The following is a 13223-nucleotide window of genomic DNA, read 5'->3' on the forward strand; positions in this document are numbered from 1 at the left end:
TGCGCCCATCACTTCACTGCCCATCGGGCGATGCCGCCCTCGACCAAAGGAGAGATCCCATGCCCGTGCCACAATCCATGCGCGCGCTCGTGGCCGGAAAGGTCGGCGAGCCGACCGACGTCCTGCGGCTGGAATCCCGGCCTGTCCCCACGCCTGAGGCCGGTCAGGCGTTGATCCGGGTGAAGGCGACTCCGGTTCACGCGAGCGATCTGCACGTACTGCGCGGCCGCTACGGTTTCTCCCCCGGGTTTCCCACCGTCGGGGGGCACATGGAATGCGTGGGCCGCATCGAGGCCCTGGGCCCGGATGCGGGGGGACTGACGATCGGCGAGCGCGTGGTGACCGTCGCGGTCCCGGCGGTACCCGGGCCGCGCGTGGCCGGCACGTGGCAGGAATACCTCGTCGCCGATGCACGAAGGCTCCTGCCGGTCCCCGACCAACTGAGCGACTCCGACGCCTGTCAGCTCGCCGTCAACCCGTTGACCGCGCTGCTCCTGGTGACTCGCGAACTCGACGTACAGCCGGGTGAATGGTTGTTGCAGACGGCCGCGGGCTCCACCGTCGGCCGGCTCGTCATTCAGCTGGCCGGGCATCTGGGTATGCGCACGATCAACGTCGTGCGGCGGCGCGATGCCGTCGAGGAGATCAAGGCGCTCGGCGGCGACGAGGTCATCTGCACGGAGGACGAGGACCTGGTGGACCGCGTGGCCGAGATCGCAGGGCCGGACGGCGTGCGCAAGGCCATCGACTGCGTCGCGGGCCCCGTGGGTGCCCAGGTGTCCCAGGCACTGGCTCCCGGAGGACAGGTCGTGGTCTACGGCGCGCTCTCCACCCATCGGCAGACCGACCCGGCAGCACTGACGATCCCGCTGTCGGCGCGCTCGGTCATCTACGAGACCAAAGCGGTCCGTGGCTTCTGGCTGAACCGCTGGTTCGGCAGTGCCTCACCTGAGGATGCGCTGCGCGCGCTGTCCGAGGTCCGCGATCTCGTCGCCGACGGCGTGCTGAGCATCCCCGAAGGCCGGCCGTTCCCGCTCGAACGCTTCATCGAAGCCATCACGCTCGCCGAGACACCCGCGCACGGCGCCAAACCACTCTTCGTCTTCGGGTAGGGCGCCGTACCGCGGCAGCCCTCGAACAGTGGTGGGTGAACTGCTGGGGCACATACCGAAGGGCCAGTTCCGGGGCTTGATCCCCCGGAACTGGCCCTTTCTCGTGATCACGGCCGTACCGTATGCGTGCCACAGGGCTCGGGCAGCCGCTCCGGGGCGCCCGTCGACATCAGCCCAGCACGTTCGTCGTCCAGTCGTTCTGGTCCGTCCCGAGCAGGGTGAACCGCTTGAGCCAGCTCTTCGGGCCGCCCACGGCGTGGTAGGCGTCCACGCCGTACTCCGAACCGGTGCAGAGCTTGAGGCCGTCCTCCCGGACGCAGGTGGACGTGGAGCGCTGGACAACCGCGCCCGGCGGGAGGCTCATGGTGGGCTCGGGCAGGTCCGGCTGGACCGTGGTGTGGATGTACATCCCGCCGACGATGAAGTTGACGGTGGCCGTCCAGGGCGCGTCGTCCGGCCTCCTCCCCATGTCGAAGGAGGCTTCGGAAACGGCGAATCCCGCGGGCACATCGCTGATCCGGTACGGCAACGGAATCGCCCGGTGAGCCACGACGACCCCTTCGGCGATCTTGTGCAGGGTCTGCTGCCCCGCGGTCCCCGGCATACCGTCACCCTGCAGCTCCGCCCACCGGCCGTCCGCGGTCTGCCAGCGCAGGTGCCAGACACCCGCGGGGCCCCAGGCGGCCGTCGGGCTCTTCCCCACCCAGTACGCGGTGCGGCCGTTGACCGGCGACGCGTCGATCCGGTACTGCCGAGGACCTCCGGGGTACCAGGGGCGCCCGAGCGACGGCTTGGTTCCCTCGGGGTAGACGTCGAGCGAGACGCCGGGCCCCGTCACACCGCCTTCGGGGATCTTGCCCGCGGCGCTCACGACGGTTCTTTTCTGCTGCGGCGAGTATTCGATCTTGCCGAAGCCTGCCGGGAGCCAGCCGAAGGACGCCTCCACGGTCAAGGGGGCGTGGCCTGTGTCCGGTGCGGGGGTGGGAGCGGTCCAGACCCGGGTCGCGGCCGGCGTCGGTCGCTCGGCCCGGTCGACACCGGGCGGCAGGAACGACACCACCGCGGTCGCCGCCACCGCGGTCGCCGCCACCGCGGTCGCCGCCGCGCCCAGCGCCGCGAACCGCCTGCGCCGCAGCCGTACCCTGCCCTCCCGCACCGCCCTGGCCACATCGACGCCACTCGCGGGCGCAGCCGCGCCGGCCAACTCACCCAGCTCCCGGGTCAACTCATCGGTCTGATCACGCATCACAGAGTCCTCCCAGCAGTGGTGGCGGAACGGGCGGCGAGCACCCCACGCAGAGCCTGAAGACCGCGCGCCGTCTGGCTCTTGACGTTCCCCGGAGAACAACCGAGCGCATCGGCGGTCTGCTCGACGCTCAGATCGTGGTAGTAGCGCAGCACCAAAGTGGCACGCTGCCGGGGCGGAATCGCAGCCAACGCCCGCCGCAGATCAAGGGAGGCATCCGGATCGGCCGGCGGCGCCGGATGGTCCTCCACCGGCCGGCCCTGCCACCGAACCGCCCACCGCAGCCGCGGCGAACGCTGCTCCGCCAAAAAAGTGTTCACCAACACCACCCGGGCATAACCATCCGGATTCTCCGCACGCCGCATCCGCCGCCAGTGCACGTACAACTTCGTGAAGGTCTCCTGCACCAGGTCATCAGCCCGATGCCAGTCCGAACACAACAAAAAGGCCACTCTTCGCAGCCAGTCCGCCCTGGACTCGGCGAACTCCCTGAACTCCTCATCACGCCCGCGCTCCGCCATGAACGGCACTCCTCTCCAGGCCGCACTCCAGGTGAAGCCCGACACCCTGATGCCAGAAGCAAGGCGAAAGGTTGCACGACCCACCACTCGGGCACCGGAACCGGCGCGTTCGGCATCCTCGATGATCGGGCGACGGCCGCCCCCGCGCCGGATGCGGCCCGTCAGGGGCGCACATACGCTGTGAGTGGACGCTCCTCTCTTTGTCGAGGTGAGAGATCGTGCCGCTCTACATCACACTGCTGAGCTGGACCGACCAGGGGATCCGCGCCTACGCCGACACGGCCGACCGGGCCGACGCCTTCGGCGACGCCCTGCGGCACGTCGGTGGGCGGCTCGTGGACATCTACTGGACCGTCGGGCCCTACGACCTCGTGGCGGTCGTCGAGGCACCCGACGACGAGACCGCCGCCGCGGCACTGCTGCGGCTCGGCGCGATCGGCAACATCCGCAGCACGACCCTGCGGGCCTTCGGGCGTGACGAGGTCGAGGGCATCATCGCCAAGGCGTCCGCCTGAGGAACCATGGCCTCGCCACCGCACCTGGACGAACTCCGGGCCGGCGGCTGGGAGGACCGGGCGGAGCGCGGTCACGAGCCGTCGGCGGCTTGTTCGAAGAAGGAGCCGCGCCTCAGCCGCTCGTAGGAGGGTTCCGCCCGCGCCATCCACGCGTCCACGTCGGCGGCCATGGACGGGAACCGCTCCTTGAGGGGTGCGGCCAGGGCGGCGATCTCCGCCCAGGAGTCGGCGAGATACGTCTCGCTCTCCAGGCCGATCGCCACGGCCGCGCGGAACGGGTCGTCGGACCGCAGCCACCGCTGCGCCACCTGGACGATGCGGCCCATGTGCTCGGCGTCGATGATCCACGACATGGAGAGGAGCTGTTCGGAGACGTAGCCGGGGACGACAGCGGGTGCCCGGTGGTCGACGAGGAAGTCCATGACCTGCTCGACGTCCATTGATCCCCCCTTGGCGCGGCCGGTTCCCTTGACCGGCGGGGTCACATGCTAGATGTGGCCGCCGGGGCTGGGGGCCACAGCCTGTACTGCGTCGGCTGCCTCTGACCGGCTCCCGGAAGGGGTGCGCGGATAGGGCGATTCCTCGCTTTCCGCTCCGCCGTGCGGTCCGCCTTTCTTCGGGCGGCCGGAGGGTGTTGACCTGCGTTGCGGATCATCACAAGATGGCCGCGTACGGCTCTCCGCCGAGATCGCCGGCCGGGCCGTCCTCGACCGCTTCGCCCGTCGGTACGGGCAGGCCGGTGTGCGGTCCGGCGCGTCCGGAATCCTGGAAGGTCACGCGTTCATGCAGAGCTACGCCTCGGCGCAATTGGCATCACCTGGCACCTACTTCCAGACGGCTGCGTTCTGCTGCCTCGTGGCGATCGTGCTCATACGGGCGGGCCGCGTGTGGCGCCGCGCGGCGCGGGGCCTGCTCGCCCCCGACGAGCCGGTGCGCGTGGAATCCGCTCCGGCGCCCGGTCCGGCGTCCTCGCCGGCGCGGGGCGACCGGACCGTGGGGCGGGTCTACCTCTGCTTCGGCTGGTTCCTGGTGCTGGGGACGGTCGTCAACCTGGTCAACGGCGTCCGCTCGGTGTGGGGCTGAGGGCCCGTCGGGCCCTGCACGGTCAGCGGCGGCGACCGGCCTCCGTCGGCGGCGCAGGGGCCTGGGGCTTCGTAGTGGCGCCCGGGCCCAGGATCCGATCGCAGTAGGGGCCCACGGCCTCCTTTCCACCGGCCGCCCTCTCCAACATGGCCCGTGCGGCAGCGTCCATGGCCTCGCCGCGTCCAACGGCCTTGGCGTAGGCCTGGCAGAGCCCCTTGGGTTCGGCCTCTGTGAGCCCGGGGGGCGTGGCCCGCGAACCGGGCGTGGCAGGAGGCGTGCCGGCCGCTTTCCCCGCCGTGGGTCCGGCGGGCGGCGTGGGCACGGGTCCGGTGGGCGTGGCGGCGACAGGGGTGGGGGACGCGGAGGCGAGCGGCGTGGCTGACCCCGCCGAGCCGGAGGCCACCGGACGGGGCCCGGTCCCGGTCGAGTGAAAGGGGTTCGGAAGCGTGCCGGACTGCGCGGCGACCGCCACACCACCGAGGGCGAAGACCGCAGCCAGTCCGCCGGCCACCACGCGGGCACGCCGGCCGAGGGCGGACGGTCGCCGCCGCGTGGACCCGGCGTCCTGCGCCTGCCGGTATGCCGCCAGCACCACCCGCTCCCGTGCCGGATCCGCCGGCAACGGCGCCGACGCGGCCGCCAGGAGACGCGCCACATGAGTCGCACGGCCGTCGGCGTCCCCTATGGGAGCGCCGTCGAGCAGCCGCTCCACCAGCGCGGTGTCCATCCAGTCGTCGTGTTCTCTGCTGTCTTTCATCCTTCACTTCCCCCGGCTCCGTCGAGGCGCTCCGCCAGGCGTTTCAGACCCCGATGTGCGGCGGTCCGCACCGCACCCGGCCGCTTGCCCAGAACCTTGGCCGCCGTGGGCGCGTTGAGCCCGACGACCACTCGCAGGAGGACCGCCTCGGCCTGGTCCTGCGGCAGCCCTGCAATCAGATCGAGCGCCCGCCGCGTCGACAGGTTCTCCAGCGCCGAGCCGCCGGCGTCCGCGAGCGTCACCGGCTCGATGACGCGGTCCTCGAGGGGTGTGGTGCGGGGCCGCGCCTTGATCCTCCTGATGTGGTCCAGGGCACGGTGCCGGGCGATCGCCGCGGCCCAGCCGCGGAAGGCCTGGCCGTCGCCGCGGAAGCCCGCCACGTCCCGGACGATGTCGTGCCAGGTCTCGGAGGCCACGTCCTCGGCGTCGTCGCCGACCAGGCCGCGCAGGTAGCCCAGGAGCATCGGGTGGACCTCCCGGTAGACGGCTGCGAACGCGGTCTCGTCACCGCTGCGGGCCCGCCGGACCGCATCACCGAGTTCGCCCTCGCCCAGCCGGTCGCGCCGACGAACCTCCGCCTTGCCCACTGCGTCCTCTTCGTGCTCGTCGCCCCGTGCATGCCGCCCTGTCGCGCCGCGGAGACCCGGCCTCCCGCGGCACGGCGGGAGTCACACCTGGCCCCGGCCCATCACCGAGAGGCAGAAAAGACGCAGGCTGTCCGCCGCGCCGTTCTCGTACCGCTTCATCGCCCGTCCGAGCGGGTTCCAGACACGCCCGTCCGGTGTGCGGATTCCGAACGGCTGCCCGAATGTATCGCGCTCCTTCTCGTCGAACTCCACCCAGGCCGCCCCGGTCGCGCGGACGAGCACCTCGCCCGTGTAGGCGCCGAACCCCCGAAGGGTCGGAGCCACCGCCTGGAGGGGAGGGCCTTCACGCCGGATGGCCTCGATGACCCGGTCAACCATGGTGAGGCTCGCCGGCGAGTAGTCGAGCCTGATCCTGGCCCCTTCCCGGGCCATGGTCACCACGTCCGCGGCGAGGCGGGGCCCGAGCACGGCCACCCGTGGGTTGCTCACGTCCTGCTTCATCCTGCCCCTTCACTCCTCGGGCCCGTGTGCGGTGCTGCACGGGGCTATCCACGGGGGCGCAACCGGCCCCGAAACCGTTACACCCCGGGGCCGGGACCGGAGTGACAACACCGCGAAAGCATTGCGGGAGCGGAAACCACCACATGCCGCTCTTGGGCGAAATATGGTGGCGGTCGCCAACGGAGCGGGATCGCTTGTAGGGTGCGCGGCCGTGCACCAGACCCTTGACCCCGACGCGACACGGCCGCAGCCGGAGCGCCCCGTCGCGCCCCGTCGCCACGCCGTCACGGCGCCCGTCTTCGTCGACGCCTCGGGGCGTCGCCAGCGGCGGGTTCGGCGGCTCGGGCTGCTGCTCGCCGTGCCCGCGGCCGCGTACATCGCCCTCCTGCTGAGCGCGCTCCTGGGTGGGCCCGGCGCCTCCTCGCCGTACCTCCCGTTGCCCGAGTCCGCCGAGCGCCCCTCAGGCGGTCCGGCGTCGGGGGCACCACAGCGTGAGGGAGGCGACCCGCGCCGTCCGGCGACAGCACCGACCGCGGTTCCCGAGGGTCGCCCCGGCGACGCGTCCCGCACGCCCGCATCCGTAGCCGAGCCGGGGGCCGCGACCACGACCGGACCGAGCCCGGCGGCAAGCACCCCGCCGGGCGCCGCGAAAACGACCCCGGCACCCGCCGTGGTCCGGGGCAGGAGTACGGCTTCCCACCCCGCCCCCGCCCCCGCCCACAGCACCGGTCGCGGCCGCGACTAGGGACGGCCGTGTTCCACCGCCGAGGAGAGCAATCCCGATGAGGCGCGCCCAGACCCGCCACCCCCGAAGACGCGGCCACCGCGGCATCGTGCGCAACGTGCGCAACGTGCCGCTGCGTACACACTGGCTCCTGCTGACGATGCTGGTCCTGACGTTGAGCGCGGCACTGATCATCCAGGGCTACACCCATCACATGTCCGGGATCGGCGACGACGCCGCCAAGCCGTCCGGTGCCTCCGACCGCGTGCCGGCCGGCGTGACCCGTGGCGGCCCGGTTGTCGACGGCTCCTCGCACGCCGTACGCACGGCCGGTCCCGGGGTGCGCACCGTCGCCCTCACCTTCGACGACGGCCCGGATCCGAAGTGGACGCCGAAGATCCTGGACGTTCTGCGCCGCCATCATGTGCACGCCACGTTCTTCGTGGTGGGCACCCAGGTCGCCGCCCATCCGGAGCTCGTGCGGCGCATCCTCGCCGAGGGGCACGAGATCGGTGTCCACACCTTCACCCATACCGACCTGGGCACGCTCCCGGAGTGGCAGCGCTCGCTGGAGCTGCGCGAGACCCAGTTGGCGCTGGCGGGCGCCACCGGGAGGACCAGCTCGCTGCTACGCCCCCCGTACTCGTCCGGGAACGCGGCGGTGACGAACCAGGACTGGTCCGCGATCCGGGCGGCCGCCGGGGACGGCTACCTGACCGTGCTCAGCACGCTTGACAGCGGTGACTGGCGGCGGCCGGGTGTGGACCGGATCGTCACCGACTCGGTCCCGCGCGGCACGGCGGGGCAGATCCTGCTGATGCACGACGGCGGCGGCGACCGCTCGCAGACGCTGGCGGCTCTGGACCCGCTGCTCTCAACACTCGCCGACCGGGGCTTCTCCGTGACCACGGTGAGCGGAGCGGTACGGCTTCCACAGTCCACTCGGCCCGCCGCAGCCGGAGACCACTGGCTGGGCCTGGGGCTCATCGGCGCACTCACCGCAAGCGCGTGGGCCCTCCGGATCCTCGGCTGGCTACTGTACGCGGCGGGCGCGCTCGCCCTGCTGCGCGCCGCCGCCGTGATGGTCGCGGCCCGACGACACGTCCGCAGGCGCGACGTCCTGTGGGGACTGCCGGTGACCGCTCCGGTCTCCGTCATCGTGCCCGCGTACAACGAGAGCGCCGGGATCGAGGCGGCGGTCCGCTCACTCCTCGCCTCCGACCACCCCGTCGAGATCGTCGTCGTCGACGACGGCTCTACCGACGGCACGGCCGACCTCGTGGAGTCGCTGCGGCTGCCTTCTGTGCGCGTCATCCGGCAGGCCAACGCGGGCAAGCCCGCGGCGCTCAACACCGGGATCGCCGCGGCCTCGTACGACCTGCTCGTGATGGTCGACGGCGACACGGTCTTCGAACCCGACGCGGTGCGCAGACTCGTGCAGCCCTTCGCCGATCCGGGTGTCGGTGCGGTGTCCGGGAACGCCAAGGTCATCAACCGCCAGGGCCTGCTGGGCCGCTGGCAGCACATCGAGTACGTGGTGGGTTTCAACCTCGACCGCCGCCTGTTCGACCTCGCGGAGTGCATGCCCACCGTGCCCGGGGCCGTCGGCGCGTTCCGTCGCGACGCCCTGGTGAGAACCGGCGGCGTCAGCGACGACACTCTCGCCGAGGACACCGACCTGACCATGACGCTCTGTCGCGCAGGCTGGCGGGCGGTGTACCAGGAGGACGCGATCGCCTGGACCGAGGCCCCTGCCTCGCTGGGGGCGTTGTGGCGCCAGCGCTACCGCTGGTGCTACAGCACGCTGCAGGCGATGTGGAAGCACCGCGGGGCACTGCTGCAGTCCGGCGCGGCCGGCAAGCTCGGCCGCCGCGGCCTGCTGTACCTGCTGCTCTTCCAGGTGCTGCTGCCCCTGCTGGCCCCCGTGGTCGACGTCTTCGCCGTCTACGGGCTGGTCTTCCTCGACCCCGTGCGCATCGTCGGATTGTGGCTGGGATTCCTGGCGCTGCAGGCCGTGATGGGGCTGTACGCCTTCCGGCTCGACGGCGAGCGGGCCGGCCCCCTGTGGAGCCTGCCCCTGCAGCAGTTCGTCTACCGGCAGCTGATGTACCTCGTGGTCATCCAGTCGGTGGCCACCGCCCTCGCCGGGTCGCGGTTGCGTTGGCAGCGGATGGAGCGCTACGGCAGTCTGTCGGTCCCGGCGCCGGGACCCGCTACAGCAGCCGCGGCCGGGACGGCGGGATCGCCCACGTTGCTGGCCGACGCCTGGGTCGAGGAGGCCCAAGCCTCCCGTGCCGCCGATGTCCCCCATCTGCACGGGGCCGCCCTGCCGGGGGCGTACCCTCCGGCGGACGCCGCACCGTGGGACGGTCGGCAGAGCTGGTGACGCCCGTAGACCGTCGTGGACGCGCCCCGTGGCGCGGACGCGCTTAGGCTGCGGGCATGGCGAACGCGACCGTACGCGAGTGGTACGAGGAAGAGGGCTGGGGCGTGCTGGACTGCCCCGAGACGCCCGGGGGGTGCTTCGCCCACTACAGCGACATCGAGATGAACGGCTTCCGCACCCTGTCCGCCGGCCAGTCGGTGGCCCTGGAGTGGGAGGCGCCCGGATTCGCGCAGGACGGGTACGACTACCGCGCCCTGCGCGTCGTCCCGAAGGGCTGACCGGGCCCGCGGGTCAGCCCACGTCCCACAGGAAGCGGTGGGTGTGGATGCCGAAGTACGGGAAGGTGTCCACCCCCGCGACCCCTTCGACGGCCCTGACGACGTCGTTGACGAAGTCCAGCAGGTCGGACGGGCCCGGGCAGACGACCTCGGCGAACAGTGCGTAGGGCCCGGCGGTGAGGACCGCGTAGACGACCTCGTCCCGGGCGGCGAGCGTGTCCGCGACCGCGCGCGGGTCGCCGTCCACGCGGACGCCGAGCAGTGCCATCGCCTGCCCGCCCATGGCCATGGGGTCGGTGACGCCCACGACCTGCACGACCTTGCCGTCCATGAGCCGCTGCAGGCGCTGGCGGGCGGCGGACGGGGAGAGCCCGACCTTCGGGCCGAGGTCCGCGTAGGGGATGCGGCCGTCGGTCTGGAGTTCACGGAGGATGGCGCGGTCGATGTCGTCCACGGGGCTCAGCCTGCCAGTTCGGCCAGCGCACCGGCGAAGAGGGTGGTGTGGGTGTCGACGTCGGCCTCGGTGGTGGCCGGGCACATCAGGGCCATGTTGTGGAACGGCGTCATGAGGATGCCGCGGTTGGCCAGCCACAGGTGCAGGAAGTCCTCCAGCTCGGGGTCGGAGACGGCCGCCGACTCGGTGCCGTCGCGCGGCGCGGGCGCGGCGAAGCGGTATTCCGTACGGGCGCCGAGGCGGCTGACGGACCAGGGCAGGCCGTGCGCGGCGACGGCGTCGGCGACGCCCCGCTCGAAGCGGGCGGCGAGGGCGGACATGCCGGTGAACGCCTCGTCGGTGAGGACGTGTTCGAGGGTGGCGCGCATGGCAGCGACGGACAGGGCGTTGCCCGCGAGGGTGCCGCCGACGCCGCCCATGTCGACCAGGTCGAGGTCGCCGCGGGACAGGAGGCGGTCGGCGAGGTCGGCGGAGAGGCCGTAGGCACCGGCCGGTACGCCGCCGGCGATGGCCTTGCCGATGGTGAGGACGTCGGGGTCGAGGTTCCAGGCGGCGGTGGCGCCGCCCGGCCCCGCGGAGAAGGTGTGGGTCTCGTCGTTGATCAGCAGGACGCCGCACCGGCGGGTGATCTCGCGGACGCCCGCCAGGTAACCGGGCTCGGGCAGCACGATCCCGATGTTGGTGAGGGCGGGCTCCATCAGGACGGCGGCCACGTCCCCGTGGGCGAGCTCCCGTTCCAGGCCCTCCAGGTCGTTGAACTCCGCGACGCGGCTGGTCAGCGTGACGTCGCAGGGCGCTCCGACGTTGCCGGGGCGGCTCGCCCCGCCGCGGCCGCCGGGGCCGGTGACGATCAGGGACTCGTCGACGCTGCCGTGGTAGCAGTAGCTGTTGAAGAGGATCTTCCGCCGTCCGGTGACGGCCCGGGCGAGCCGGATCGCCCAGCGGTTGGCGTCGGTGGCCGTCAGCGAGTACGACCAGCGGGGCAGCCCGAAGCGGCGGGCCAGTTCGGCGCCCACCCACTCGGCGTCCTCGGTGGGGAGCATCGCCGTGGCGCCGCCCTGCTCGCGGTAGCGGCGCTCGATCGCCGCGGCGACGGGCTCCGGGGAGTGCCCGGCCATGGCGCCGGTGTCGCCGAGGCAGAAGTCGACGTACTCGTGGCCGTCGATGTCGGTCACACGGGCGCCGCGGGCACCGGCGAGGTAGCGGGGGAAGGCTCCCGCGTTCTTGTTCATCCAGGTCATCGGCACCCGGCCGAAGAGGTGGTCGGCGGCCTCGTACGCGGCCCGCGACTTCGGGTTGCGGGCGGCGGCCTCGGCGGTCTCCCGGGCGAGCAGTTCCTTCAGGCGGGTGCGGTCGACGGACATGGGGCCTCCTCGGCGACGGACGGCTCCGACCATACGCGTGATTCCATTGCCGATCCATCCTCCGGCGCCAGATTCGATCGCGCGAGCTATCGAATCCCCATCCGATGGTCAGCGCGAGGGCCACGCACACCTGCGGGGCGGCGTCGGCGGCCCGGCCTGCGATCCGTCACGGCCGCAGCGGGTGCGCCCGCCGGGGACCGGTGCCAGGGTGGCTGGTGTCGGTCGGTGGACGGACGGCAGGGAAAGGCGGCGATGGCCATGGCGGGACACCCGCACGCCATGCTGGTCCACAAGGTGTACGCGGCGCTCACCCGGAGCGACATGGACGCGCTGGCAGGGCTGCTGGCCGGGGACGCGGCCCACCACTCCCCCGGCGACCATCCGCTCGCCGGTCACTACAAGGGCCGGGACGAGATCATCGGCTACTACCGCAGGCTCGCCGAGGAGACCGACGGCAGCATGCGGGTCCAGTTGCGGCAGGTGCTCGTCGACGGCCGGGGCCACGCGATGTCCCTCCACCACCTCACGGCCGAGCGCGGGGGCGGCTACCTCGACCAGCCCGGCGGCATCGTGTTCCGGATCGTCGGCGACCGGATCACGGACCTGGACGAGTGCGTGGGCGACCTCGACGCCGCCAACCGCTTCTGGTCCTGAGCGGGCAGGCGCCCCGGGGCCCGGTCTCACGCCGTGACGGGGAAGACCCGCACGCTGTTGCTCACCATCGACCGCAGCGGCTCCACTTCTCCGGGCGCGACGGCCGCCCGCAGGCCCGGGAAGCGTGCGAACCGCGCGGGCAGCGCGATCTCCGCCTCCAGGCGGGCCAGCGCGGCGCCCGGGCAGAAGTGCGGCCCGTACCCGTAGGTGAGGTGGCGGCCGGCGGGGCGGGTGACGTCGAAGCGGTCGGCGTCGGGGCCGTGCCGCTCCGGATCGCGTCCGGCCGCGGCGTAGGAGGCGAGGAAGGCGTCGCCCCGGGGGATGACGGTGTCCCCGACCGGGATGTCCTCGACCGCGTAGCGCAGCGGGAACCGGCCCACGGGCGAGTCCCAGCGCGGGGTCTCCTCGACGACCGCGCCCCAGCTCGCCCGCCCGACCGGACGAGGTCCAGCTGCCCGGGGTGGTCGAGCAGCGCCCGTACGGCGTTGGTGATCAGGTTGAGGGTGGTGACGTGCCCGGCCACGCGGATCTGCAGCATGGTGCCGGTGACCTCGGCCTCGCCGAGCCGCTCGCCGTCCTCGTGCGCCGCGATCAGGGCGCTGGTCAGGTCGTCGCCGGGGACGGCGCGGCGGGCGGCGGCGAGCTCGGCCATGATCCCGTACAGCGCGCGCCGGTCGGCGACGACGTCCTGCGGCCCGGTGGCGCTGCGCCGTCCGCGGTCATCATGCCCGGCACGGTGACGAAGGTGATCAGCGGCCAGCCCTCGGGGACCTCGCCCTCGGCGAGGGCGCGCCAGTGGCGGGGGTCCTTGGCCGTGCGGGGATCCGCCGGCAGTTCCTGCAGCAGGTCGTGGCGCGTGACCGCCCAGGCGGGGACACCACCGGGGAGCTCGACGCGCGCGACCGGGCCGAGGGCGCGCAGGGCGGCGTTCTCCCCGTGCTGGTCGCGGCCGAGCGGGTCAAGGCGCAGCGGCGCGGGCCGAGTTGCCATGGACGACATCGTGGCGTGCGCCCGCGGGCGCGCGGAACCCCGCGCCACACC

Annotated in this window: 16 protein-coding genes and 1 pseudogene; 7 read left to right on the forward strand and 10 right to left on the reverse strand. The window is 72.6% G+C overall.

Annotation, left to right across the window (positions count from 1 at the left end; genetic code table 11):
* Positions 1 to 59: 59 nt before the first annotated feature.
* On the forward strand, positions 60 to 1112 hold the full coding sequence (locus AC1VWI_RS19930) for a zinc-dependent alcohol dehydrogenase family protein (RefSeq protein ID WP_499512366.1): 1053 nt from the start codon (positions 60 to 62) through the stop codon (positions 1110 to 1112).
* 169 nt (positions 1113 to 1281) lie between these two features.
* Here the strand turns inward: AC1VWI_RS19930 and AC1VWI_RS19935 are convergent, their stop codons facing one another.
* Both AC1VWI_RS19935 and AC1VWI_RS19940 read right to left on the reverse strand, forming a co-directional pair.
* Positions 1282 to 2358: a hypothetical protein gene (locus AC1VWI_RS19935; protein WP_499512367.1), complete on the reverse strand. Its 1077-nt coding sequence runs from the start codon at positions 2356 to 2358 to the stop codon at positions 1282 to 1284.
* Positions 2358 to 2879, reverse strand: a complete 522-nt coding sequence (locus tag AC1VWI_RS19940; protein WP_499512368.1) for a SigE family RNA polymerase sigma factor — start codon at positions 2877 to 2879, stop codon at positions 2358 to 2360. Before AC1VWI_RS19940 ends, AC1VWI_RS19935 begins: the two co-directional genes overlap by 1 nt.
* Positions 2880 to 3097: 218 nt before the next feature.
* Between AC1VWI_RS19940 and AC1VWI_RS19945 the strand changes: the two genes are divergently transcribed.
* Entirely contained in the window at positions 3098 to 3394 is a 297-nt protein-coding gene (locus AC1VWI_RS19945; RefSeq protein WP_499512369.1) for a GYD domain-containing protein, read from the forward strand.
* Positions 3395 to 3465: 71 nt separating this feature from the next.
* Here AC1VWI_RS19945 and AC1VWI_RS19950 read toward each other — a convergent pair whose 3' ends face one another.
* Positions 3466 to 3834, reverse strand: coding sequence for a hypothetical protein (locus AC1VWI_RS19950; protein WP_499512370.1), 369 nt, complete (start codon positions 3832 to 3834; stop codon positions 3466 to 3468).
* Between the two features lie 214 nt (positions 3835 to 4048).
* A complete protein-coding gene (locus AC1VWI_RS19955; protein WP_499512371.1) occupies positions 4049 to 4171 on the reverse strand; it encodes a hypothetical protein in 123 nt (40 codons plus the stop codon).
* 6 nt (positions 4172 to 4177) lie between these two features.
* Between AC1VWI_RS19955 and AC1VWI_RS19960 the strand changes: the two genes are divergently transcribed.
* Complete coding sequence (locus AC1VWI_RS19960) at positions 4178 to 4477, forward strand: hypothetical protein (RefSeq protein ID WP_499512372.1); 300 nt, start codon at positions 4178 to 4180, stop codon at positions 4475 to 4477.
* Between the two features lie 22 nt (positions 4478 to 4499).
* On the opposite strand, the gene AC1VWI_RS19965 is transcribed toward AC1VWI_RS19960, so the two are convergent.
* The 3 genes from AC1VWI_RS19965 to AC1VWI_RS19975 form a co-directional block, all read right to left on the reverse strand.
* Positions 4500 to 5234, reverse strand: coding sequence for a hypothetical protein (locus tag AC1VWI_RS19965; RefSeq protein WP_499512373.1), 735 nt, complete (start codon positions 5232 to 5234; stop codon positions 4500 to 4502).
* Positions 5231 to 5821 carry an RNA polymerase sigma factor gene (locus AC1VWI_RS19970; RefSeq protein ID WP_499512374.1) on the reverse strand — a complete coding sequence of 197 codons (591 nt, stop codon included), beginning with the start codon at positions 5819 to 5821 and terminating at the stop codon, positions 5231 to 5233. Before AC1VWI_RS19970 ends, AC1VWI_RS19965 begins: the two co-directional genes overlap by 4 nt.
* Before the next feature lie 81 nt (positions 5822 to 5902).
* Complete coding sequence (locus AC1VWI_RS19975) at positions 5903 to 6310, reverse strand: hypothetical protein (RefSeq protein WP_499512375.1); 408 nt, start codon at positions 6308 to 6310, stop codon at positions 5903 to 5905.
* A 223-nt stretch (positions 6311 to 6533) separates the two neighbouring features.
* On the opposite strand from AC1VWI_RS19975, the gene AC1VWI_RS19980 reads away from it, so the two are divergent.
* Genes AC1VWI_RS19980 through AC1VWI_RS19990 form a run of 3 tightly spaced genes read left to right on the forward strand, consistent with a single transcriptional unit; the run spans position 6534 to position 9710 of the window.
* Positions 6534 to 7067: a hypothetical protein gene (locus AC1VWI_RS19980; RefSeq protein ID WP_499512376.1), complete on the forward strand. Its 534-nt coding sequence runs from the start codon at positions 6534 to 6536 to the stop codon at positions 7065 to 7067.
* 37 nt (positions 7068 to 7104) lie between these two features.
* Complete coding sequence (locus AC1VWI_RS19985) at positions 7105 to 9432, forward strand: bifunctional polysaccharide deacetylase/glycosyltransferase family 2 protein (RefSeq protein WP_499512377.1); 2328 nt, start codon at positions 7105 to 7107, stop codon at positions 9430 to 9432.
* 56 nt (positions 9433 to 9488) lie between these two features.
* Positions 9489 to 9710 carry a cold shock domain-containing protein gene (locus tag AC1VWI_RS19990; RefSeq protein ID WP_499512378.1) on the forward strand — a complete coding sequence of 74 codons (222 nt, stop codon included), beginning with the start codon at positions 9489 to 9491 and terminating at the stop codon, positions 9708 to 9710.
* A gap of 13 nt (positions 9711 to 9723) precedes the next feature.
* Here the strand turns inward: AC1VWI_RS19990 and AC1VWI_RS19995 are convergent, their stop codons facing one another.
* Positions 9724 to 10164 (reverse strand): Lrp/AsnC family transcriptional regulator, encoded by a 441-nt coding sequence (locus AC1VWI_RS19995; RefSeq protein WP_499512379.1) that lies wholly within the window; start codon positions 10162 to 10164, stop codon positions 9724 to 9726.
* A 5-nt stretch (positions 10165 to 10169) separates the two neighbouring features.
* Positions 10170 to 11528 carry a transaminase gene (locus AC1VWI_RS20000; RefSeq protein ID WP_499512380.1) on the reverse strand — a complete coding sequence of 453 codons (1359 nt, stop codon included), beginning with the start codon at positions 11526 to 11528 and terminating at the stop codon, positions 10170 to 10172.
* Between the two features lie 258 nt (positions 11529 to 11786).
* On the opposite strand from AC1VWI_RS20000, the gene AC1VWI_RS20005 reads away from it, so the two are divergent.
* Positions 11787 to 12182: a nuclear transport factor 2 family protein gene (locus AC1VWI_RS20005; protein WP_499516863.1), complete on the forward strand. Its 396-nt coding sequence runs from the start codon at positions 11787 to 11789 to the stop codon at positions 12180 to 12182.
* Between the two features lie 26 nt (positions 12183 to 12208).
* Here the strand turns inward: AC1VWI_RS20005 and AC1VWI_RS20010 are convergent.
* Positions 12209 to 13181: pseudogene (locus AC1VWI_RS20010) on the reverse strand (cytochrome P450).
* Between the last annotated feature and the right edge of the window lie 42 nt (positions 13182 to 13223).

This window comes from Streptomyces sp. TOM-9 (genome assembly GCF_056858595.1).

What these genes read in the sequence shown, in the direction of transcription:
- AC1VWI_RS19930 (WP_499512366.1), top strand. Translation starts at nt 60, where the DNA reads ATGCCCGTGCCACAATCCATGCGCGCGCTCGTGGCCGGAAAGGTCGGC.
- AC1VWI_RS19935 (WP_499512367.1), bottom strand. Translation starts at nt 2,358, where the DNA reads ATGCGTGATCAGACCGATGAGTTGACCCGGGAGCTGGGTGAGTTGGCC.
- AC1VWI_RS19940 (WP_499512368.1), bottom strand. Translation starts at nt 2,879, where the DNA reads ATGGCGGAGCGCGGGCGTGATGAGGAGTTCAGGGAGTTCGCCGAGTCC.
- AC1VWI_RS19950 (WP_499512370.1), bottom strand. Translation starts at nt 3,834, where the DNA reads ATGGACGTCGAGCAGGTCATGGACTTCCTCGTCGACCACCGGGCACCC.
- AC1VWI_RS19960 (WP_499512372.1), top strand. Translation starts at nt 4,178, where the DNA reads ATGCAGAGCTACGCCTCGGCGCAATTGGCATCACCTGGCACCTACTTC.
- AC1VWI_RS19965 (WP_499512373.1), bottom strand. Translation starts at nt 5,234, where the DNA reads ATGAAAGACAGCAGAGAACACGACGACTGGATGGACACCGCGCTGGTG.
- AC1VWI_RS19985 (WP_499512377.1), top strand. Translation starts at nt 7,105, where the DNA reads ATGAGGCGCGCCCAGACCCGCCACCCCCGAAGACGCGGCCACCGCGGC.
- AC1VWI_RS19990 (WP_499512378.1), top strand. Translation starts at nt 9,489, where the DNA reads ATGGCGAACGCGACCGTACGCGAGTGGTACGAGGAAGAGGGCTGGGGC.
- AC1VWI_RS20000 (WP_499512380.1), bottom strand. Translation starts at nt 11,528, where the DNA reads ATGTCCGTCGACCGCACCCGCCTGAAGGAACTGCTCGCCCGGGAGACC.
- AC1VWI_RS20005 (WP_499516863.1), top strand. Translation starts at nt 11,787, where the DNA reads ATGGCGGGACACCCGCACGCCATGCTGGTCCACAAGGTGTACGCGGCG.